This is a genomic window from Shinella sp. M31 (genome assembly GCF_049199205.1).
GTDB lineage: Bacteria > Pseudomonadota > Alphaproteobacteria > Rhizobiales > Rhizobiaceae > Shinella.
Window position 1 is genome coordinate 1 of sequence record NZ_JBLZPH010000117.1, and the last position, 20,939, is coordinate 20,939.

Consider the following 20,939-nt stretch of genomic DNA (forward strand, 5'->3'; position numbering starts at 1 on the left):
CGTCGACGGAGGCATAGGCGGTGACGGAGGTCACGCGGCTGAGGTCGACGAGGCTCATCGTCAGCGTCGCCCATTTTTCAGGAAACTGGAGTGCCGACATGGTGCGGGCGCGGCAGGGCGCGCCGGACACTTCCAGCCGAGTCACCAGCCTTGGCGCATTGGGGTTATCGACGATGGAATAATAGGTGTCGGCGCTTTCGCTGCGGTCCGGCTCGGCGCCATCCTCGGAAAGGCCGAGCAGGACGGCATGCGCATCGCGCATTTCGGCATCTGTCGGCACGTCATGCGCTTGTGCTGACGCCTCGCATGCCCAAACAACGGCCAAGCCTGCCAATATCCCTGTGATGCCCCGACCCATGGTCTTTCCTTTTTGGCGGGCACCATAGGGCCGGCCCCGGCCGGCGGCAATGCGGCCGAAGAGCGTATTGCCGCCACAGTCCACAGGCTGTATTTCAAAGCCATGAGCACGCACCACACCTCTTCCCGCCCCACCCTGCCCGTCGCCGGCGAGGATCATGCCCGCCTGACGATCGACCTTTCCGCGCTGGCCGACAACTGGCGCGCCATGGCGCGGCGCTCGGGTGCCGCCCGCACCGCCGCCGTGCTGAAGGCCGACGCCTATGGCATCGGGCTGGAACCGGCGGCCAAGACCTTCCACCATGCGGGTGCGCGCGATTTCTTCGTGGCCACCCCGGCCGAGGGGGCGGCGCTCCGCAGCGTGCTGCCGGATGTGCGCATCTATGTGCTGTCGGGCATGTGGGCCGGCTCCGAACGCCTGTTCTTCGAATTCGACCTGGTGCCCGTCATCGTTTCGGAAGAGCAGCTCGTCGTGTTCATGGCGGCGATTGCCGATGGCGGGGAACTGCCCTGCATACTGCATGTCGATACCGGCATGAACCGCCTCGGCCTGCGTGTCGAGGATGCGCTGGCGCTTGCAAGCGACACGTCGCGTCCCGCAAGCTTTGCGCCGCTGATGCTGCTCAGCCATCTCGCCTGCGGTGACGATCCGGGCCATCCGCTCAATCGCCAGCAGCTCCAGCGCTTCCGCAGCGTCGTGACGGCCTTCGACGACATCGATGCGACGCTCGCCAATTCCGCCGGCATTTTCCTCGGCGAGGACTACCATTTCACGCTCACCCGTCCCGGCATCGCGCTTTATGGCGGCGCCGCCGTCAACGACGTGCCGAACCCGATGAAGCCGGTGGTGACCGCCGAAGCGCGCATCCTCCAGGTCCGCGAGGCGAAGGCCGGCGAGAGCGTCAGCTACGGTGCCTCCCAGGTCTTCACGCGCGACACGCGCATCGCCGTGGCCGCTATCGGCTATGCCGACGGCTACATGCGCAGCCTTTCCGGCTCCGGCGTGCCGCTGCGCAAGGCCAACATTCCCGGCGCCAGCGGCGTGCTGCATGGCCGCACCGTGCCGCTGATCGGCCGCGTCACCATGGACCTCACCCATTTCGACGTCACCGACCTGCCGGCCGGCAGCGTGCGCGCGGGCGATTTCATCGAGGTGTTCGGCCGTCACATGCCGATCCAGGACGTCGCGCTTGCCGGCGGGACGATCGACTATGAGCTGCTGACCAGCCTCGGCCGCCGCTATGAACGCCGCTATGAGGCCGTGAAGAAATAAACGTCGTTCCCGTTTTGTACTATTCGACCATTTCGTGCTAAGGGCTTTCGGAATGATTCCGGAGAGCAAGTCCTGATGGCGAAAGCCCGTACCCAATTCATCTGCCAGAACTGCGGCACGGCGCATAACCGCTGGGTCGGAAAGTGCGAAGGCTGCGGCGAGTGGAACACCGTCGTCGAGGAAGACCCGATGGGCGGCATCGGCTCCGGTCCCGGCAAGGTGCCGAAGAAGGGCCGGCCGGTCGCGCTGACGGCGCTGTCTGGCGAAATCGAGGAAGCCCCGCGCATTCATACCGGCATCGGCGAGCTGGACCGCGCGACCGGCGGCGGCTTCGTGCGCGGCTCGGCCGTGCTGATCGGCGGCGATCCCGGCATCGGCAAGTCCACCCTGCTCATGCAGGCCGCCGCCGCGCTGTCGCGCCGCGGCCACCGCATCATCTATGTCTCGGGCGAAGAGGCCGTGGCGCAGGTGCGGCTGCGCGCGCAACGCCTCCATGCCGCCGAGACCGACGTGCTGCTCGCCGCCGAGACGAACGTGGAAGACATCCTTGCCACCATCGGCGAAGGCAAGCGGCCGGATCTCGTCATCATCGATTCGATCCAGACGCTGTGGAGCGACACGGCGGACGCCGCCCCCGGCACGGTGACGCAGGTGCGCACCGGCGTGCAGGCGATGATCCGCTTCGCCAAGCAAACGGGTGCCGCCATGGTGCTCGTCGGCCATGTCACCAAGGAAGGCCAGATCGCCGGCCCGCGCGTCGTCGAGCACATGGTCGATGCCGTGCTCTATTTCGAGGGCGACCGGGGCCACCACTACCGCATCCTGCGCACGGTGAAGAATCGCTTTGGCCCGACGGACGAGATCGGCGTCTTCGAAATGTCCGACAAGGGGCTTCGCGAAGTCTCCAATCCCTCCGAACTCTTCCTCGGCGAGCGCAATTCGAAATCGCCGGGGGCCGCCGTCTTCGCCGGCATGGAGGGCACGCGGCCGGTGCTCGTCGAAGTGCAGGCGCTGGTGGCGCCCACCTCGCTCGGCACGCCGCGCCGCGCCGTCCTTGGCTGGGATTCGGCGCGGCTTTCGATGATCCTCGCCGTGCTCGAGGCCCATTGCGGCGTGCGGCTCGGTCAACACGATGTTTACCTCAATGTCGCGGGCGGCTACCGCATCTCGGAACCGGCGGCGGACCTGGCGGTCGCCTCCGCGCTCGTTTCCTCGCTTGCCGGTCTTGCCCTTCCGGCCGATTGCGTCTATTTCGGCGAAGTCAGCCTGTCGGGCGCCATTCGCCCGGTGGCGCACACCGCCCAGCGCCTCAAGGAGGCGGAAAAGCTGGGTTTTTCGCAGGCCGTCCTGCCCGCCGGTTCCGCCGATCTGCCCAAGGGCGCCGGTGGCCGCTGGAGCGAGATCGACAGCCTGCCGGATCTGGTGGCGCGCATTGCCGGATCGAAACGCGCCCTCAAGCGGGAAGACGAGGACGTCTGACGGCCTTCGATACGCATAAAGCCCTGTGGGAAACGCGGGTTTAAGCGTGCCGAACCGGGACGGCAAAGATGCCTTCCGCTAATGTGCGCTCCGCACGGGACGTGGGGTCTGGCGACATTTCGGGTTTGGAGTAGGACGAACATGCCCATCACAATTCTCGACGGTATCGTCATCGGCGTCGCGCTGTTTTCGGCCGTGCTGGCGATGGTGCGCGGTTTCTCGCGCGAGGTGCTTTCCGTCGCAAGCTGGGTGGGTGCCGCGGCAGCCGCCTATTTCCTCTATCCGGTGCTTCTGCCTTACGCGAAGGACTATACGACGAGCGACACGGTTGCGATGGCGGGCTCGGCCGGCGCCGTCTTCCTCGTCGCGCTGATCGTCATCTCCTTCATCACCATGCGGATCGCCGACTTCATCATCGACAGCCGCATCGGCGCGCTCGACCGCACGCTCGGCTTTCTGTTCGGTGCCGCGCGCGGCATCCTGCTCGTCGTCGTCGCCATGCTGTTCTTCAACTGGCTGGTCGCCCCGCAGCAGCAGCCGGCCTGGGTCACCACGGCGAAATCCAAGCCGCTGCTCGACAATCTCGGCGCGCGCCTCATCGCGCTCCTGCCCGAGGATGCCGATGCGACGATCATCGACCGCCTGCGCGGCAAGCCGGCCGACGGCGCGCCGGCAACCGGCGAAGGCGGCACGACGGAAGACCCGGATGCCGGCGCCGGCACGGGCACGGGCGGTACCGACCAGGCACCGGCGGAAGAAACGCCCGCCACGAACGGATAAAAGGATCAGGGGAGCCGCCGCAGCCAAAATTTGACGAAGGCAGGCTCCCCGATTTTTTGGTAGGATAGATCATCAGCCACCGACGCTTCCGGGCCTCGGTGGCAAATGCTTTAGACCATACCCATATGGGCATGGCCTAGGGTGACGAAGACCCCGCGCAACCTCCTAGGTCCCGAGCAAAGGCTTGCAGCAATGAGCGATTTCCTGTTTCCCGGCCGCCACGATGACGATCTCGATGGCGATACGCTTCACGAAGAGTGCGGCGTCTTCGGCATTCTCGGCCATCCGGATGCCGCAACGCTGACGGCGCTTGGCCTGCATGCGCTTCAGCATCGCGGCCAGGAAGCGGCGGGTATCGTCTCCTTCGACGGCAAGCAGTTCCACACCGAAAAGCATATGGGCCTCGTTGGCGACCATTACACAAACCCGGTGACGCTCGCCAAGCTGCCCGGCACCATCGCCGTCGGCCACACGCGCTATTCCACGACCGGCGAAGTGGCGCTGCGCAACGTGCAGCCGCTCTTTGCCGAACTGGAAGTCGGCGGCATCGCCGTCGCGCATAACGGCAATTTCACCAACGGTCTGACGCTGCGCCGCCAGCTGATCGCCGGCGGCGCGATCTGTCAGTCGACCTCCGACACGGAAGTCGTGCTCCACCTCATCGCCCGCTCGCGCTACACGAACACCACCGACCGCTTCATCGACGCCATCCGCCAGATGGAAGGCGGCTATTCGATGCTCGGCATCACCCGTACCAAGCTGATCGCCGCGCGCGACCCCACGGGCATCCGCCCGCTGGTGATGGGCGAACTCGACGGCAAGCCGATCTTCGCGTCCGAAACCTGCGCGCTCGACATCATCGGCGCGAAATTCATCCGTGACGTGGAAAACGGCGAGATCATCGTCTGCGAACTCCAGCCCGACGGCTCGATCACCATCGAGGCGAAGAAGTCGGGCAATGCGCAGCCGGAACGGCTCTGCCTGTTCGAATATGTCTATTTCGCCCGCCCGGATTCGGTCGTCGGCGGCCGCAGCGTCTATGTCGCGCGCAAGAACATGGGCATCAATCTCGCCAAGGAACATCCGGTCGAGGGCGACGTGGTCGTGCCGGTGCCGGATGGCGGCACGCCGGCAGCACTCGGCTATGCCCAGGAAAGCGGCATTCCCTTCGAATACGGCATTATCCGCAACCACTATGTCGGCCGCACCTTCATCGAGCCGACGCAGCAGATCCGCGCCTTCGGCGTGAAGCTGAAGCATTCGGCCAATCGCGCGATGATTGACGGCAAGCGCGTCATTCTCGTCGACGATTCCATCGTGCGCGGCACGACATCGCTCAAGATCGTGCAGATGATCCGCGATGCCGGCGCCAAGGAAGTGCATGTGCGCGTCGCCAGCCCGATGATCTTCTACCCGGACTTCTATGGCATCGACACGCCCGACCGCGACAAGCTGCTCGCCAACCAGTACAACGACGTCACGGCGATGGCGAAATATATCGGTGCGGATTCGCTGGAGTTCATCTCCATCGACGGCCTCTACCGCGCCGTCGGTGGCGAGGATCGAAACCAGGCCCGGCCGCAGTTCACCGACCATTACTTCACCGGCGACTATCCGACGCGCCTCCTTGACAAGGAAGGCGAGACGATGGGACGGAAGGTCTCAGTCATGGCTAGCAACGGATAATTGAAGACATCATGAGCATCGACCTGAACGGCCGCATTGCGCTGGTCACCGGCGCATCGCGCGGTATCGGCTATTTCACTGCCCTCGAACTCGCCAAGGCCGGTGCGCATGTCATCGCCTGCGCCCGCACCGTGGGCGGCCTCGAAGAGCTTGACGATGCGATCAAGGCGGTCGGCGGCACGGCGACGCTGGTGCCCTTCGATCTCGCCGACATGGCGGCGATCGACAAGCTCGGCGGCTCGATCTTCGAACGCTGGGGCAAGCTCGACATTCTCGTTGCCAATGCCGGCGTGCTCGGCACCATCTCGCCGATCGACCATGTCGAGGCGAAGGTGTTCGAGAAGGTCATGAATATCAACGTCACGGCGACATGGCGCCTGATCCGTTCGGTGGCGCCGCTGCTCCTGAAGTCCGATGCCGGCCGCGCCGTCATCCTCTCCTCCAGCGCCGCCCACAAGTGCAAGCCCTTCTGGGGGCCCTACTCCGCCTCGAAGGCCGCCGTCGAAGCCATCGCCCGCACTTGGGCCGGCGAGACGCAGCGCACGGCGCTGCGCATCACCTCCGTCGATCCCGGCGCCACCCGCACCGCCATGCGCGCCCAGGCCGTGCCGGGCGAGGATCCCTCGACGGTGCAGCATCCGTCCGACGTGGCGAAAGCGCTGCTGCCGCTGGTCGCGGCCGATTATGCGGAGACGGGCAAGCTGTTCGACATGCGCCAGGGGCGCCTGGTGGATTATCGTCTGCCGGAGTGACGGCGGCATTAACGCCTAGGGTAGAGGGGGTAGCCGCAGGCAGTCCTCCCCTTATTCCCCCACCACCGTCGTCACCACCACTGAGAGCCCCGGCGCGAGGTATTGCGACAGGTCCTGCCCGTCATCGATGGCGATGCGCACCGGAATGCGCTGGGCGACCTTGGTGAAGTTGCCGGTCGCATTGTCGGGCTTGATCACGCTGAACTCCGAGCCGGCCGCCGGCGAGAACCGCTCGACATGGCCCTTGAGCGTCGCATGCTTGAAGGCATCGACGCGCACCTCCACCGCCTGCCCCAGCTTGATATAGGCAAGCTGCGTTTCCTTGAAATTGGCGATGACCCAGGTGTCGTGCGGCACGACGGCCATCAGCTGAGTGCCGGCGGCAACGTATTGGCCGAGCTTGACGCCCACCTCGCCGACCACGCCGTCGCGCGGCGCGGTGATGACCGTGTTGGAGAGGTCGATCTTCGCCAGTTCCACAGACGCTTCAGCGCCCGCCACAGCCGCACGCAGGGAATCGCGGCTGACAATGATGGTCTGCAGGTTCTGCCGGGTGACTTCGAGATTGGCCTGCGCCTGCGAGACCGAGGCTTCGGCCTGGTCCAGCGTGGTGCGGCTCTGTTCGCGGTCAGCCTGGGTGGCGATGCCCTTGTTGGACAGTTCCTCGACGCGGTTCCAGCTTTCTTCCGCCCGGCGCTTGGCATAGGTGGCGCTGGCAAGGGCGGCCTCGCTGGCACCGATGCTGGCCTTGGCGGCATTTTCCTGCTGGGCGGAGTTGGCAAGGGCGGCCTGCTGGCTGGCAAGCGTGGCCTTCGCCTGCTCGACCTTCTGGCGATAGATGCGGTCGTCGAGCCGGGCGAGCACGGCACCGGCCTTGACGGTCTCGTAGTCCTTCACCGGGACATCGGTGACATAGCCGGCAAGCTGCGGGCTGATCAGGGTGACGTAGCCGCGCACATAGGCATTGTCGGTGGTCTGCACCTCGCTGGAGAACGGCGGCAGCTGCCAGGCATAGGCGACGACGCCGATGCCGACGAGACCGAGGACGACGGCAAGAGCGGTCGCGGTGTTGCGGATATACTGTTTCATGGCATCAACCTTCAACGGCCGCTTCGCCGCTCGCGCGGGTGCTGGCCTCTTTCATATGGACGTAAATTCTGTGGGCGGCGAGCGCGACGGCGGAGGCGACCGCCAGCAGCGCGATGACGAAAAACGCATCGTTATGGGCCAGCACATTGGCCTCGCGCGTCACCTGCTGGCCGAGCAGCGAAACGCCCTCGGCCTTGAGAAGGGCCGGGTCGGTGATCGTGCGGCCATAGGCGGCGGAAAGCTGCGAGACGCGGGTGGCGACCAGGGGATCGGTGAGCGTCATGGCCTGGGCGAGAACGTTCGAATGGAACTTTTCGCGCAGCGTGATGAAAGAGCCGAAGATCGCCGAACCCGCCAGTCCCCCGAGGCTCTGCGTCACCAGGAAGACGACGATGAAGCTCAGGATATATTGCGGCCCCTTGCGCAGCGCCATGACGAAGCCCGAGGCCATGGCCGGCGGCAGGAACAGGGCGCCGCCGACGGCGATCATCGCCTGGCTGAGATACATTTCATGCGGGCGCGTCAGGTTCGTCGCTTGGCTGTCGAGATAAGCGCCGACGCCGATGAACAGCAGGGCGACCATGTGGATGGCCGGTTCACGGCCGGGCTTGATGATCGCCGCACAGACGAGGCCGCCCGCGACCGTCGCCAGCGTCACCACGGTATAGAGGCCGACCAGCTGCTCGTTCTGCAGACCAATGATCTGGAAGAAATTGCCGGCAACGGCCGTCTGCTCGGCGAGCATCAGGCGGAACAGCAAAAGGACGGCGGCGAAATGCAGCACATCGCGGCTGACGAGCCAGCGAAGGTCGATCAGCGGGCGCTCCCGGTTCAGCTCCAGCACGGCGGCGATGGTCAGGGACGCGATCATCACCACCAGCAATTCACCGATCCACTGCGCCTCCAGCCACCAATAGGTGCGGCCGGTGACGAGAATGACGGCAGCCGTTCCGAAACCGATGGCGATGAAGAGATAGCTTATGATATCCAGCTTCTCGATGACTTTCGCGCGCGGCAGTGGCGTCAGCGGCAGGAGATAGATCGCCGCGAAGGCAAGCATGGAAAGCCCGACTTCCAGGATGAGCAGTCCGCGTACATTGCCGAGCGCGATGAGCGGCGGCGAGATGATGCGCGTCAGAGGCGCGGCAAGCGCGATATTCGTGAGGGCCAGTGACAGGCCCACGGTCAGCTTGCGGGCCGGCGTAAACGCCTCCAGCATGTAGAGGAAGCCGAGCGAGGACAGCGGCGCCGCCGCGATGCCGGCAAAGAAGCGCAGCACGAGCGCCGACCGCAGGTCGGTGATGAAGACGTGCAGAACGGTAACGACGAGGAACACGGCGATGCCGAGCTCGGCGAAGTGGCGCAAGCCATACTGGTTGCGGATCTTGATGAGCGCGATCGACAGCGAGGCGTTCGGCGCCATATAGGCGGCCATCAGCCAGACCGCTTCCGCACTCGTCGCGCCGAACGGGCCTTGCAGCTGGGGAATATTGGCGGCGACGAGGTTCATGCCAAAGCCCTGCGTCAGGGCCAGCAGCGTGGAGGCGGCCATATAGGCGGCGGCGCGGGCGGGCGGCATCGGAGGCGGAGCCGGTGGCGGGACGGCCGGTGCCTGCCCGATCGGCTCTTTCGCCTCGTCCTCCTCCCCGCGTGCTTCGGAGGCGGGGACGGTGCTCATGCCTCGACGCTCTCCCGACAGCTGCGGGCGATATTGTCCGCCATGGCCGAGAAGACTTTTACGGTGGTGTGCATGTCGGCGGTGGTGATGCTGTTCAGCACGTCGGCGCGCAGCGAGCGGGCGAGATCCAGCACCTCCTTGGCCACCTGGGCGCCGTGCGGCGTCATGGCGATCTGCTTGGCGCGGCGGTCGCCTTCGACCGACTGGCGCTCGATGAAGCCCTGCTTCTCCATGCCGTCGAGCAGGCGCACCAGCGTTGGCGTCTCGATATCGAGCTCCTCGGCAAGCTCCCGCTGGTTGAGCTGGGCGCCGCGGCCGAGAATGAGAAGCGCGCGGGCACGCGGCAAGGTCAGCCCCCTCTCCTTCACGCGCGCATCGAAAAGCGCGCGCATCTTGCGCTGAACGCGGGAGAGGTCATCGAGCAGGTGTTCGCGGGGATCGTTCGCCGTCATCTTGGTAGTCCAGACATTATTAGCTTGCTATCTATTTGCTTGCTAGTTAGTCGACCTGCACCAAAAAATCAAGCCCTGCCCACGCAGTGTGGGCAGAGCTTTTGGCAGCTCACAAGGATGTGATGGTAGACGGGTCAGTGCCCGTCGTGTTCTTCCGGAAACTCGCTGGCGCCATTGGTCGTGGGCGCCGTCCAGCCCCCGTATTTGCGCTGCCAGGAGCGGGCGCCGAAGGGCAGCGTTGCAAGATAGCCGATGACCGTGATGACCATGGTTTCCCAAGTGAAGCTCATCAGCGTCGCGACATAGAGCACGACGAGCAGGATGATCGGCAATACCAGATCGCGGCGCACCCGGCTGCCTTCCGACTTGCCCGACCAGACCGGCAGGCGGCTGACCAGCAGGAAGCCGATCAGGACGGTATAGCCCGAAGCGAGATAGGCGAAGAGCGGCGTGGGCGCGAGACCGAGGAAACCCACATAGACCGGCAACAGCACCAGCATGGCACCGGCCGGCGCCGGCACGCCGACGAAATATTCCGACTGCCACTTCGCCTTGGTCTCGCGCTCGGCCATGACATTGAAGCGCGCGAGGCGCAGGCCGGCGGCGATGGTGTAGATCAGGGCGGCGATCCAGCCGAAGGAACGCGCCTGATCGAGAATGAAGACATAGAGCACCAGCGCCGGTGCGACGCCGAAATTGACGATGTCGGCGAGCGAATCCATCTGGCCGCCGAACTTCGACGTCGCCTTCAAGAGGCGTGCGATACGCCCGTCGATGCCATCGAGAAATGCCGCGAGCAGCACCATGCCGACGGCCAGTTCGTAGCGGTTCTCGAAGGCGAGCCGGATGCCGGTCAGGCCCGCGCAGATCGCCAGAACGGTGATGACATTGGGGATGATGACGCGCAGCGGGATTTCGCGCAGGCGCGGGCCACGGGCCTCGTCGTTCGGGCCATTCGGCTCATAAGGCGGAAACGGTGTGTCCATCGTTCTTCGCTTCGTTCTCTCTCATCTGCAGCGACCGTCTCAATCCGAGATAGGCCGCTGCGGCGAATGATCAACCGTTCAGCCGCGACGGCTGACGACCGGTCCCTTTGCCGAGCCGAATTCCGCCAGCACCGTCTCGCCGGCAATCGCCGTCTGGCCGAGGCTGACGCGTGGCTGCACGCCCTCGGGCAGGAAGACATCGAGACGCGAGCCGAAGCGGATAAGGCCGAAGCGCTCGCCCGCTTCCAGGCTATCGTTCATCACGGTCCAGCACAGAATGCGGCGGGCCACGAGGCCGGCAATCTGCACGACGCCGATTTCACCATGGGCGCTCTCGATGACGAGGCCGTTACGCTCGTTTTCCTGGCTCGCCTTGTCGAGATCGGCGTTGAGGAATTTGCCGGCGCGATAGGCGACGCGCGAAACGCGGCCACGCATCGGGGCGCGGTTCACATGGCAATTGAAGACATTCATAAAGACCGAGATGCGCAGCATCGGCTGATCGCCAAGCTCCAGCTCGGCCGGCGGCGTGACCATGGCGATGGCGGAAACGCGGCCATCGGCCGGGCTGATGACGAGATCGTCATCCTGCGGCGTCAGACGCTCGGGATCACGGAAGAAATAGGCGCACCAGGCAGTCAGGACGAAGCCGATCCACATCAGCGGCGTCCATAGGAAGCCCAGCAGCACGGAGACGACGAAGAAGGCGGCCACGAACTTCCAGCCCTCCCGATGGATCGGTACCAGGGTGCTGCGTATCGTATCGACCAAACTCATCTTTCGACATCTCCTGATAATTTCACGTCATCGACCTAGCGTGAAATGACGGTGGGGGCAATGTTTTAGGCGGTAAGCGGTACGCAATGGCGAATAGCGAATAGCGAATAGCGAAAAAAGGTTCCTGCCCTATTCGCTATTCGCAATTTCCCATTCGCTCTTTCTCACTCCGCCGCCGGCGCGCCGCGCAGGACCACGCCCAGTTCGTCGCTCTCGCGCACCTGCTTGAGGCGCTCTTCAGCCTGGACGGCCTCGCGCTGGCGGTTCCACATCGAGGCGTAGAGGCCGTCGTCGCGCTGCATGAGCTCGCCATGGGTGCCGCGCTCGGCGATCACGCCGTCCTTCAGCACGATGATCTCGTCGGCCGAGATGACGGTGGACAGGCGGTGCGCGATGACGAGCGTCGTGCGGTTCTGCGAGACGACATCGAGCGCCGCCTGGATTTCCTGCTCCGTGCGCGTGTCGAGCGCCGAGGTCGCCTCATCGAGGATGAGGATCGGCGGGCTTTTCAGGATCGTGCGGGCAATCGCGACGCGCTGCTTCTCGCCGCCTGAAAGCTTCAGCCCACGCTCGCCGACCATCGCCTTGAAACCTTCCGGCAGCTGCCGGATGAAAGGGCCGATCTGCGCGGCCTCAGCGGCGGCCTGAACCTCAGCGTCGGTCGCGCCCGGGCGGCCGTAGCGGATGTTGTAAGCGATCGTGTCGTTGAACAGCACAGTATCCTGCGGCACCATGCCGATGACCTTGCGCAGGCTCTTCTGTGTGACGTCGCGCACATCCTGCCCGTCGATGGTGATTGCGCCTTCCTGCACGTCGTAGAAGCGATAGAGCAGCCGTGACAGCGTGGACTTGCCGGCGCCCGACGGGCCAACGACGGCGACGGTCTTGCCGGCCGGCACATCGAAGGAAATGCCCTTGAGGATCGGGCGCTTGGGATCATAGGCGAAATACACGTCCTTGAAGGAGATCGCACCGTCGGTGACGACGAGGTCGTTTGCGCCCGGCTTGTCCTGCACTTCCTCCTCGACTTCGAGCAGGTCGAACATCTGCTCGATATCGGTCAGGCCCTGGCGGATTTCGCGATAGACGAAGCCGATGAAATTGAGCGGGATGGCGAGCTGGATCAGCATGGCATTGATGAAGACGAAATCGCCGACCGTCTGCGTGCCGGCCTGCACGGCAAGGCCGGACATGACCATCATGACCGCCATGCCGACACCGAAGATCAGTGCCTGGCCGAAGTTCAGCCAGCCGAGCGAGGTCCAGACCTGGGTCGCGGCCTTCTCGTAGCGCTCCATCGACTGGTCGAAACGGCGGGCCTCCATCTCCTCGTTGCCGAAATATTTGACGGTCTCGAAATTCAGGAGCGAGTCGATCGCCTTCGTATTGGCCTCGGTGTCGCTGTCGTTCATCGAGCGGCGGATGGAGATGCGCCAGTCGGAGGCCCGGACCGTGAACCAGATGTAGAGACAGACCGTGACGGCGGTCACGAGCAGGTACTGGAAGCCGTAGCCGATCCAGAACACGGCGGCCGTCAGCAGGAATTCGATGAAGGTCGGCACGCTGTTGAGGATCGTGAAGCGCACGATCGTCTCGATGCCCTTGGTGCCGCGCTCTATGACGCGCGACAGGCCGCCGGTGCGCCGTTCCAGATGGAAGCGAAGCGACAGGCGATGCAGATGCACGAAGGTGCGGTACGCGAGCTGTCGCACGGCATATTGCCCGACGCTGGCAAACAGCGCGTCACGCAGCTGGTTGAGGCCGGCCTGCAGGATGCGCGCGCCGTTATAGGCGAGCACCAGCATGGCCGCACCCGTCAGGAAGGCCGGCAGCAGGCCCACGACATCGGCCTTGCCGTTCAGCGCGTCCGTCGCCCATTTGAAGAAATAGGGCACGAGCAGCAGCACGATCTTCGAGGCGAGCAGGAAGACCGTCGCCCAGACGACGCGCATCTTCAGATCCGGCCGACCGGACGGCCACATATAGGGCCAGAGGTTCACCAGCGTTGAGAAGGGATTGCTGCTGTCGGCCGAAACCGTCTTTTTCGTCGTCGTCGCCATGCGGCCTCCGCCCGGACCCGTCACGCCCCGGCTCTGTCACTGCTGAACGCAAGTCCGGACGACAAAACGCCCCGATGCTGCACCCAACTTGAAATGAAAATACGGCGCCCGTAGAGGACGCCGTATTCCTGAGATAGGCCCTCGCCGGCCGCTTCGCAACCAGCAGAGGGAAATTGAGAGGCATCAATTGCCGCGAACGTGCTTGCGGTGCATTTCTTCCGCCTGTTCGTCCGTCTCGGCCGTCTTGTCCGGCACGCCGAACACCTGGCCGGGCAAGATGCGGTCGGGATCGCTGATCTGGGCCTCGTTGGCGAGGTAGATCGTGGTGTAGCGCACGCCCTTGCCGTAGATGCGGCGGGAGATCTGCCAGAGCGTATCGCCACGGCGAATAATAACCGAGGTCTTGCTTGCCTTGAGCGGCGCCTGCTCGACGGTCTCCGGCTCCTCGGCAACAGCTTCGCCGCCGTTGGAGACCTTCACGTCGCCACTCTCGGCCTTGCCGCCCGCCGTGTCGGTGCCGGCAACCGTCTGCCCTTCACCCGACATTGCCGTCTCGTTGCTCGCAGGGGCGCCGCCACCGGTGTCCGTGCCGGCAACGGCCTGGCCGTTATCGGCCGTGCCGGTCTGCGCGGTGCCGGAAGCCGTCTCTGCAGTCGCGGGCGCCTGCAAGGACGGCATGCCTTCCAGCGACGCGAGCGCCTGCTGGTAGGCCTCCTTGCCGGCGCCGGCCGGGACGGCGGCGAAGCGCTCGAGCGCGGTTGCGGCCCAGCCCTTCAGCTTGTCGATCGCGGCCTGCACATCGGCACTCGCACCGGCGGGTGCGGTGAAGCCGGTAATGGCCTTCAGCGCGCCTTCCAGCCCTGTACGGGCCGTCTGGATTTCCGCCGTGGTCGCGTTGCGGCCATCGGAGAACAGCGCGACGAACTGCTGCTGCAAGGCGGTCGCCTGGCCGGAAAGCGCCTCGATGGAACTGTCCGCAGCAGCCGTCGCCGTTTCGACGACAGTGGCCGCCTTCTCGATGGCCGGTGCCAGCGCATCCGCCACAGCCGTTTCAACAGAACCGAGGGCAGCGCCGACCGCCGTCGCGTCCGACGGCAGCGCGTGCAGCGTGGCAAGTGCGGAGGCCGCAGCCTTGGAGGCCTTCTCGGCCATTTCACGCGCCGCTTCGCCCTCTTCCGCGCCGGGCTTGAACTCGGCAAGCGACTTCAGCGCGATTTCGGTCGCCGAACGTGCGGCCGCGAGTTCCTCGACGCTCGGCAGGCGACCGTCCGCATAGAGGCCCTTGAGAAGCGCGATAGCCTTGTCGGCATCGCCGCGCAGCTTGTCGAAAGTGCCGCCGCCGATAAGGCCGAGCGCCGGGCCGGCACTGCCGGTGCCGGTTTCCTGCGCCACGACGGCGATCTGCTCGCCCTCCGGCCGGTCGAACGGCACGGACGCGCGGAACTCGACCTTGCTGCCGTCGGCGCTCATCACGTCGGCGCGGATCGCGTGGCGGCCGACCGTCAGATCCATCTTGCCATCGGCCACGTAGCGCCCCTGCTCGTCGGCCTTGGCCTCGCCGACCAGCTTGTCGTCGGCATAGAGCCGCACCAGCGCGCCGGGCTTCGCCGTGCCTGCGATGAACATGTGGTCGCCTTCCAGCTCGACAGCCGAGACGCGGGCCTCGGCCTTGGCTTCGCTGGCAACGGCGGCCGCAGTCGGCGTTGCCGCAGCCTCCGTCGTCGTGGCCGTCTCGCCTGATTTGGCGGCGCCTTCGGCGGTTGCCTGGGCCGTCTCGGTTGCAGCGGGCTGCTCGCCCGTCGCTGCCGCACCGGTATCGGTCGCCTTGGCCGTTTCGGTCGCCGTCGCGGTTTCCGCGGCCGGCTGCTCGATTGCCTTTTCCGTCGTCGCCGTAGCGGCAGCCTTTTCCTTCGTTTCCGGAACGGTGATCAGGCGGCTCGCTTCGCCCGGTTTGGAGACCATGGCAAGCAGTTCGCCGCCGGCGTCCTTCGGTACGGAAACGGTCGCGACCTCCTCGGAGACCTTGCTGTCGCCCTTGTCGTCCTTGACGTTGAGCGTCAGCTGGTAATCGCCGGCCGCGAGCGGCTGGTCGAAGACGGCGGCGAAATCGCCGGTGGGGCCGATATCGGCCGTCGCGACGACCGTCTCGCCATTCTTGATTTCCAGCTTGGTGTTCGGCTGGCCGCGGCCGGCGATCACGGTGGAGCCGTCGGGCTCAACACGCAGCAGATCGAAGGCGGGCGTGACCCAGCCGGCGGTGGGATCGGCAGGCGTCGTTTCGGCCGAGGCCGTTTCCTGCGTGGCGGTCGTCCCGGCGCCGGTCGTGCCGGCGGCCGGCTGTTCGCCCGTCGCGGCGGCGTTGTCGCCGGTCGCAGCCTCGCCCGTCGCCGCCATGCCGGTCTCGGTCGTGCTGCGCGCCTGTTTGCCGTCGGCCGTCGTCGTTTCGCCGCCCTGGGCCGGCGTTTCCGCCAGCTTGGCGACCGGCGTTTCGGCCGGCTTGTCCTTGTTCATGTTAGGCAGCACGAAGAAAACCATGAGCAGTGTCGCCACCGCCAGCACGATCAAGGCCACCAGGCCGGTCTTGTTCTTCATCATCTAATCTCTCTCTAACCCGGTTTCCCGGGAGTCCCCTAGGGAAATTGCTATCTTTTCCCAATGTCTTGCACAAGGTTCAGGGGACGTTCCGGCCGTGCAGGCCCATGCTTTTTCCGTCATTATCCTTGACGGGCCTCCGGGCGGGTGGCTGAATCCCGCCATGACAGAACAAAACCTTCCGATTCGATCCGTCTGCGTCTACTGCGGCTCCCAGCCCGGCCGCGATTCGTCCTACATCAACGCCGGGCGCAGCCTCGGCAAGGCGATGGCGGAAAATCACCTGCGCCTCGTCTATGGCGGCGGCACGAAAGGCATCATGGGGGCCGTCGCCAGCGGCGTGCTCTCGCATGGCGGCCGCGTGACCGGCATCATACCGCAATTCCTCGTGGATATGGAGGCCACCCGCCATTCGCTGGGACAGCTCAGCGAACTGATCATCACGCCCGACATGCACGAGCGCAAACACAAGATGTTCGACCGCGCCGACGCCTTCGTGGCCCTGCCGGGCGGCATCGGCACGCTGGAAGAGATCGTCGAGGTGATGACCTGGGCGCAGCTCGGCCGCCACCGCAAGCCGATGGTCTTCGCCAATATCGGCGGCTTCTGGGATCCGATGCTGAAGCTCATCCGCCACATGGCCGACGAAGGCTTCATCCATACCGCCCATCTCGTCCAGCCGATGGTCATCGACGATCCGCAAGAGATCGTCGCGGCCCTGCTCGACCATTGGGCCAGCGACGTGGATCGCGAGGGCGAATCCGAGATCATCGCCCGCCTCTAGAATCTTTGTAGGAAATTCAGGAAAACCGGAGGTCGCCGACCTCCGGTTTTTTCATGCCTATTCGGCGGGCTTCAACTCGGCGGCGGCAACGCGCCGGGCGTGGGCGCTGCGCAGCATGGAACCGGAATAGATGAAAAGCGCGGCCCAGATGAAGACGAAGGCGATGAGCTTGGTCGTGCCGAAGGGCTCGCCGAAGGCGAAGACGGCAATGATGAAGATCATCGTCGGCGCGATATATTGCATGATGCCGATGGTGGAGAGCCTGAGGAGCTTGGCACCATTGGCATAGATCATCAGCGGGATCGCCGTGACGAGACCACAGGACAAGAGCCACAGCACGTCCGCCATGCCGGTGTCGCCGAAATGGCCCTGCCCGGTCGATTCGAGCCAGATGACGTAGCCGATCGCCGGCACGCTCAGGATCAGCACTTCCAGGAAGAAGCCCTGGTTCGGCCCGATCGGCAGCGCCTTGCGGCAGAAGGCATAGAAGCCCCAGGACATGCAGAGGCTGAGAGACACCCAGGGCAGGCCACCGGCATCGAAGGCGAGGATGCAGACGGCTACGGCAGCAAGCACGATCGCCACGATCTGCGCCCGGTCCAGCTTCTCCTTCAAGAGAACGGCGCCGAGGAAGATCGAGAAGAGCGGGTTGATGTAATAGCCGAGCGCCGTCTCGATGGCGCGGCCCGCACCGATCGCCCAGACATAGATGCCCCAGTTGATGGTGATGAGCACCGCCGTCAGCGTCGCCATGGCGATCATGCGCGGCGAGCGCAGCGCGACCTTGATTTCCGACGTGCGGCCGAGCCAGATGAGGACCAGACCCGCCAGCGGCACGGACCAGATGATGCGGTGCGCCACCACTTCGAATGCCGGAATATGCGCAACGGCCTTCATGAAGAACGGCAGGAAGCCCCAGAGCACGTAAGCCGTCAGCGCGAAGGCGAAACCGCGCGGCGAATCGCCTGTCTGGGGCGCGCTGGTGGAATTTGCGTCGGCCATGGTGTCATTTCCCGTCGATTTATGGATTTTCCGACGGAATACTCCAAGGACCGTGAATATACCAATTCATTCGGGTGAAGGGATGGTTGAGCGGTGTTGAACCTTCCGCGTCACTCCGCGGCCTGCCGGCCCGCCTCGCCGCGGTTCTTCAGGAGCTTGTATATGATCGAATCCATCAGCGCCTGGAAGGAGGCGTCGATGATGTTATCGGAAACGCCGACCGTCCACCAGCGGGCACCCGATGCATCGGTCGATTCGATCAGCACGCGGGTAATGGCCTCCGTGCCGCCATTGAGGATACGCACCTTGTAGTCCGCCAGCTCCAGATCGGCGATCTCGGCCTGGTACTTGCCGAGGTCTTTTCGAAGCGCGAGGTCCAGCGCGTTGACGGGGCCGTGCCCCTCGGCGACGGACATCATGGTCTCGCCGTCGACGATGACGCGCACCACCGCTTCCGACACGGTCTTCAGCTGGCCATTGGCGTCATAGCGCCGCTCGACCATCACGCGAAAACTCTCGACATGGAAGAAATCCGGCACCGTGCCGAGCGTGCGAGAGGCAAGCAGCGCGAAGCTCGCATCGGCCCCCTCATAGGCATAGCCGGTCGCCTCGCGCTCCTTGACGATCTGGATGAGCTGGTCGAGCTTGGGATCGTCCTTGCGCACCGTGATACCGCGCAGCTTCAGCGCATTGATGAAATTGGCCTTGCCGCCCTGATCCGACACCATGACCTTGCGCAGGTTGCCGACGCTCTCGGGCGTCACATGCTCGTAGGTGCGCGGGTCCTTCAAAAGCGCAGACGCGTGGATGCCGGCCTTGGTGGCGAAGGCGGAGGCGCCGACATAGGGCGCCTGATGATCCGGCGAGCGGTTGAGCAATTCGTCGAAGGTGTGGGCGAGCTTGGTGAGGCCGGCGAGCTTTTCCGTATCGATGCCGATCTCGAAGCGCTCGTTATAGGCTTCCTTCAGCGCCAGCGTCGGGATGAGCGTCACGAGGTTGGCGTTGCCGCAGCGTTCGCCGATACCGTTCAGCGTGCCCTGGATCTGACGCACGCCGGCTTCGACGGCGGCCAGCGAATTGGCGACGGCCTGCCCCGTATCGTTATGGGCGTGGATGCCGAGATTGTCGCCCGGCACGCCGGCGGCGATCACCGCCTTGACGATGGCCTGCACTTCCGACGGCTGCGTGCCGCCATTGGTGTCGCAGAGCACGACCCAGCGCGCACCGGATGCAAAGGCGGTCTTGGCGCAGGCGAGCGCATAGTCTGGATTGGCCTTGTAGCCATCGAAGAAGTGTTCGCAATCGACCATGGATTCGCGGCCGGAGGCGACCACGGCCTTCACGGATTCTTCGATGCTCTCAAGGTTCTCCTCGTTGGAACAGCCGAGCGCCACGCGCACATGGTAATCCCAGCTTTTCGCCACGAGACAGATCGCGTCGCTGCGCGAATCGAGGAGCGCCGCGAGGCCCGGATCGTTGGAGGCGGAGACGCCGGCGCGCTTCGTCATGCCGAAGGCGACGAACTTCGCGCGGCCGGTGCGTTTCTTGGCGAAGAAGGCCGTATCCGTCGGGTTGGCGCCGGGATAACCGCCCTCGACATAATCGAGGCCGAAGGCGTCCAGCATGCCGGCAATCGCAATCTTGTCCTCGACGGAAAAATCGATGCCGGGCGTCTGCTGGCCGTCGCGGAGCGTGGTGTCGAAAAGGTGGATACGGTCTTTTTGCATGTGTTCCCTCCCTGGGAACGGTCTGTCTTACTTCTTGCCGGCGAATGTGTCGGTCGCGTAAATCAGGCGGTCGAGAATGCCCGGTTCCGAAAAGGCATGGCCCGAACCCTCGATGAGGTAGAATTCCGCCTCCGGCCAGGCCTTATGCAGCTGCCAGGCATATTTGGCCGGGCATGGCATGTCGTAGCGGCCGTGCACGATGACGCCGGGAATGCCCGTGAGCTTGTGTGCATCGCGCAGCAGCTGCCCCTCGTCCATCCAGCCGGCATTGACGAAGAAATGGTTTTCGATGCGGGCGAAGGCATGGGCGAACTCGTCCTCGCCGAACTTGTCGCTGGTGGAAGGCTCCGGCAGAAGCGTGATCGTCTCACCTTCCCAGAGGCTCCAGGCGCGGGCGGCCTCGATGCGCGTCGCCTTGTCGTCGCTGGTCAGGCGGCGGTGATAGGCGTGCATCATTTCGTGGCGCTCTTCCGGCGGAATGGGCGCGATGAAACGCTCCCACTTGTCCGGGAACATTTCCGAGACGCCGAACTGATAATACCAGTCGAGTTCGCCCTTGGTCAGCGTGTAGATGCCGCGCAGGACGAGTTCGGAGACGCGCTCCGGATATTTTTCCGCATAGGCGAGCGCCAGCGTCGAGCCCCAGGAACCGCCGAAGACCAGCCACTTGTCAACGCCAGCCATCTCGCGCAGGCGCTCGATATCGGCGACGAGGTCCCAGGTCGTGTTGGCATTGAGATCGGCATGCGGCGTGGACTTGCCGCAGCCGCGCTGGTCGAACAGCGTCACGTCGTAAAGAGCGGGATCGAACAGACGGCGGTGCGTTGGCGAAAACCCGCCGCCGGGGCCCCCATGCAGGAAGACGGCGGGCTTGGCGCCGGGCGTGCCGGACCGCTCCCAATAGATGCTGTGGCCGTCGCCGACATCGAGATGGCCCGACGCATAGGCTTCGATTTCGGGATAGAGAGTGCGCAGGGCTTCGCTCATAATTTCATTCCGTGGGCAGGCCAGTTTTCAGTTTCATGATCGGGATGCTGGAACGAGATGATGCCTTCCTGCTGGCTGTAATAATCCGGGTCGTCATGCACGGGCGCGGAAAAGATCTCCTCCACCCAGGGCAGCCGCGAGCCGTAGTTCACCTGGATCTGCGGCGCCAGATCGCTGCGGTCGTCGAAGGCGCCGATGGCGATTTCCAGGCCGCCGGGATGCTTATAGGTCAGCGGCGTGCCGCAGTTCCTGCAGAAGCCGCGCGCGATATTGACCGAGGACTGGAAATAGGCCGGCTCATCCCGCGGCCATTCCACCTCGCCCTTGGCCGTGACCAGCGGGCCGAAAAAGCCGCCGAACTGTTTCTGGCACATGCGGCAATGGCAGATCGACGGGCGGCCGAGCTCGCCCTTGATGCGGAAACGCACGGCGCCACACTGGCAGCCGCCGGTACGAACGGTCTCTGTCATCTTTCAGT

18 protein-coding genes are annotated in these 20,939 nt (G+C 64.8%); 6 read left to right on the forward strand and 12 right to left on the reverse strand.

Features of this window, described 5'->3' with window-relative positions; all coding sequences use genetic code 11:
- Positions 1-280, reverse strand: a 280-nt coding sequence (locus ACOZKU_RS19355; protein ID WP_421580241.1) for a hypothetical protein, incomplete at its 3' end; no start/stop codon positions are given.
- Between the two features lie 180 nt (positions 281-460).
- On the opposite strand from ACOZKU_RS19355, the gene alr reads away from it, so the two are divergent.
- The 5 genes from alr (at position 461) to ACOZKU_RS19380 (ending at position 6,327) form a co-directional block, all read left to right on the forward strand.
- Positions 461-1,630 carry an alanine racemase gene (gene alr, locus ACOZKU_RS19360; RefSeq protein WP_421580242.1) on the forward strand — a complete coding sequence of 390 codons (1,170 nt, stop codon included), beginning with the start codon at positions 461-463 and terminating at the stop codon, positions 1,628-1,630.
- A gap of 75 nt (positions 1,631-1,705) precedes the next feature.
- On the forward strand, positions 1,706-3,109 hold the full coding sequence (gene radA / locus ACOZKU_RS19365; RefSeq protein WP_421580243.1) for a DNA repair protein RadA: 1,404 nt from the start codon (positions 1,706-1,708) through the stop codon (positions 3,107-3,109).
- A 141-nt stretch (positions 3,110-3,250) separates the two neighbouring features.
- On the forward strand, positions 3,251-3,889 hold the full coding sequence (locus ACOZKU_RS19370) for a CvpA family protein (RefSeq protein ID WP_421580244.1): 639 nt from the start codon (positions 3,251-3,253) through the stop codon (positions 3,887-3,889).
- Positions 3,890-4,081: 192 nt separating this feature from the next.
- A complete protein-coding gene (gene purF, locus ACOZKU_RS19375; RefSeq protein ID WP_421580245.1) occupies positions 4,082-5,575 on the forward strand; it encodes an amidophosphoribosyltransferase in 1,494 nt (497 codons plus the stop codon).
- Between the two features lie 11 nt (positions 5,576-5,586).
- Entirely contained in the window at positions 5,587-6,327 is a 741-nt protein-coding gene (locus tag ACOZKU_RS19380; protein WP_314087867.1) for an SDR family NAD(P)-dependent oxidoreductase, read from the forward strand.
- A 51-nt stretch (positions 6,328-6,378) separates the two neighbouring features.
- On the opposite strand, the gene ACOZKU_RS19385 is transcribed toward ACOZKU_RS19380, so the two are convergent.
- From ACOZKU_RS19385 to ACOZKU_RS19415, 7 genes are all read right to left on the reverse strand, one after another.
- Positions 6,379-7,416 (reverse strand): HlyD family secretion protein, encoded by a 1,038-nt coding sequence (locus tag ACOZKU_RS19385; protein ID WP_314087865.1) that lies wholly within the window; start codon positions 7,414-7,416, stop codon positions 6,379-6,381.
- A 4-nt stretch (positions 7,417-7,420) separates the two neighbouring features.
- Positions 7,421-8,995, reverse strand: coding sequence for an MFS transporter (locus ACOZKU_RS19390; RefSeq protein ID WP_421580262.1), 1,575 nt, complete (start codon positions 8,993-8,995; stop codon positions 7,421-7,423).
- Between the two features lie 95 nt (positions 8,996-9,090).
- Positions 9,091-9,546, reverse strand: a complete 456-nt coding sequence (locus ACOZKU_RS19395) for a MarR family transcriptional regulator (protein ID WP_313532082.1) — start codon at positions 9,544-9,546, stop codon at positions 9,091-9,093.
- A 134-nt stretch (positions 9,547-9,680) separates the two neighbouring features.
- Positions 9,681-10,532 carry a CDP-diacylglycerol--serine O-phosphatidyltransferase gene (gene pssA / locus ACOZKU_RS19400; protein ID WP_314087863.1) on the reverse strand — a complete coding sequence of 284 codons (852 nt, stop codon included), beginning with the start codon at positions 10,530-10,532 and terminating at the stop codon, positions 9,681-9,683.
- Positions 10,533-10,610: 78 nt separating this feature from the next.
- A complete protein-coding gene (locus ACOZKU_RS19405) occupies positions 10,611-11,309 on the reverse strand; it encodes a phosphatidylserine decarboxylase (RefSeq protein ID WP_313532085.1) in 699 nt (232 codons plus the stop codon).
- Between the two features lie 164 nt (positions 11,310-11,473).
- Positions 11,474-13,369, reverse strand: a complete 1,896-nt coding sequence (locus ACOZKU_RS19410; protein ID WP_421580246.1) for an ABCB family ABC transporter ATP-binding protein/permease — start codon at positions 13,367-13,369, stop codon at positions 11,474-11,476.
- Between the two features lie 183 nt (positions 13,370-13,552).
- Positions 13,553-15,964, reverse strand: a complete 2,412-nt coding sequence (locus tag ACOZKU_RS19415) for a LysM peptidoglycan-binding domain-containing protein (protein ID WP_421580247.1) — start codon at positions 15,962-15,964, stop codon at positions 13,553-13,555.
- 160 nt (positions 15,965-16,124) lie between these two features.
- On the opposite strand from ACOZKU_RS19415, the gene ACOZKU_RS19420 reads away from it, so the two are divergent.
- Positions 16,125-16,745, forward strand: a complete 621-nt coding sequence (locus ACOZKU_RS19420; protein ID WP_314087851.1) for a TIGR00730 family Rossman fold protein — start codon at positions 16,125-16,127, stop codon at positions 16,743-16,745.
- A gap of 57 nt (positions 16,746-16,802) precedes the next feature.
- On the opposite strand, the gene rarD is transcribed toward ACOZKU_RS19420, so the two are convergent.
- From rarD to ACOZKU_RS19440, 4 genes are all read right to left on the reverse strand, one after another.
- Positions 16,803-17,747: an EamA family transporter RarD gene (gene rarD, locus ACOZKU_RS19425; protein ID WP_421580248.1), complete on the reverse strand. Its 945-nt coding sequence runs from the start codon at positions 17,745-17,747 to the stop codon at positions 16,803-16,805.
- 110 nt (positions 17,748-17,857) lie between these two features.
- On the reverse strand, positions 17,858-19,474 hold the full coding sequence (gene cimA / locus ACOZKU_RS19430; RefSeq protein WP_314087845.1) for a citramalate synthase: 1,617 nt from the start codon (positions 19,472-19,474) through the stop codon (positions 17,858-17,860).
- A 27-nt stretch (positions 19,475-19,501) separates the two neighbouring features.
- Positions 19,502-20,461 carry a prolyl aminopeptidase gene (pip, locus tag ACOZKU_RS19435; protein WP_421580249.1) on the reverse strand — a complete coding sequence of 320 codons (960 nt, stop codon included), beginning with the start codon at positions 20,459-20,461 and terminating at the stop codon, positions 19,502-19,504.
- The gene (locus tag ACOZKU_RS19440) at positions 20,458-20,931 is read right to left on the reverse strand and encodes a GFA family protein (RefSeq protein WP_314087840.1); all 474 of its coding nucleotides are present in this window, start codon (positions 20,929-20,931) and stop codon (positions 20,458-20,460) included. The genes pip and ACOZKU_RS19440 overlap by 4 nt, the downstream gene beginning before the upstream one ends.
- Positions 20,932-20,939: the final 8 nt, after the last annotated feature.

Bases quoted from the DNA above. Each gene is read 5' to 3' on its own strand.
- alr (WP_421580242.1), top strand. From the start codon at position 461: ATGAGCACGCACCACACCTCTTCCCGCCCCACCCTGCCCGTCGCCGGC.
- radA (WP_421580243.1), top strand. From the start codon at position 1,706: ATGGCGAAAGCCCGTACCCAATTCATCTGCCAGAACTGCGGCACGGCG.
- ACOZKU_RS19370 (WP_421580244.1), top strand. From the start codon at position 3,251: ATGCCCATCACAATTCTCGACGGTATCGTCATCGGCGTCGCGCTGTTT.
- purF (WP_421580245.1), top strand. From the start codon at position 4,082: ATGAGCGATTTCCTGTTTCCCGGCCGCCACGATGACGATCTCGATGGC.
- ACOZKU_RS19380 (WP_314087867.1), top strand. From the start codon at position 5,587: ATGAGCATCGACCTGAACGGCCGCATTGCGCTGGTCACCGGCGCATCG.
- ACOZKU_RS19385 (WP_314087865.1), bottom strand. From the start codon at position 7,416: ATGAAACAGTATATCCGCAACACCGCGACCGCTCTTGCCGTCGTCCTC.
- ACOZKU_RS19390 (WP_421580262.1), bottom strand. From the start codon at position 8,995: ATGCCGCCCGCCCGCGCCGCCGCCTATATGGCCGCCTCCACGCTGCTG.
- ACOZKU_RS19395 (WP_313532082.1), bottom strand. From the start codon at position 9,546: ATGACGGCGAACGATCCCCGCGAACACCTGCTCGATGACCTCTCCCGC.
- pssA (WP_314087863.1), bottom strand. From the start codon at position 10,532: ATGGACACACCGTTTCCGCCTTATGAGCCGAATGGCCCGAACGACGAG.
- ACOZKU_RS19405 (WP_313532085.1), bottom strand. From the start codon at position 11,309: ATGAGTTTGGTCGATACGATACGCAGCACCCTGGTACCGATCCATCGG.
- ACOZKU_RS19410 (WP_421580246.1), bottom strand. From the start codon at position 13,369: ATGGCGACGACGACGAAAAAGACGGTTTCGGCCGACAGCAGCAATCCC.
- ACOZKU_RS19415 (WP_421580247.1), bottom strand. From the start codon at position 15,964: ATGATGAAGAACAAGACCGGCCTGGTGGCCTTGATCGTGCTGGCGGTG.
- ACOZKU_RS19420 (WP_314087851.1), top strand. From the start codon at position 16,125: ATGACAGAACAAAACCTTCCGATTCGATCCGTCTGCGTCTACTGCGGC.
- rarD (WP_421580248.1), bottom strand. From the start codon at position 17,747: ATGGCCGACGCAAATTCCACCAGCGCGCCCCAGACAGGCGATTCGCCG.
- cimA (WP_314087845.1), bottom strand. From the start codon at position 19,474: ATGCAAAAAGACCGTATCCACCTTTTCGACACCACGCTCCGCGACGGC.
- pip (WP_421580249.1), bottom strand. From the start codon at position 20,461: ATGAGCGAAGCCCTGCGCACTCTCTATCCCGAAATCGAAGCCTATGCG.
- ACOZKU_RS19440 (WP_314087840.1), bottom strand. From the start codon at position 20,931: ATGACAGAGACCGTTCGTACCGGCGGCTGCCAGTGTGGCGCCGTGCGT.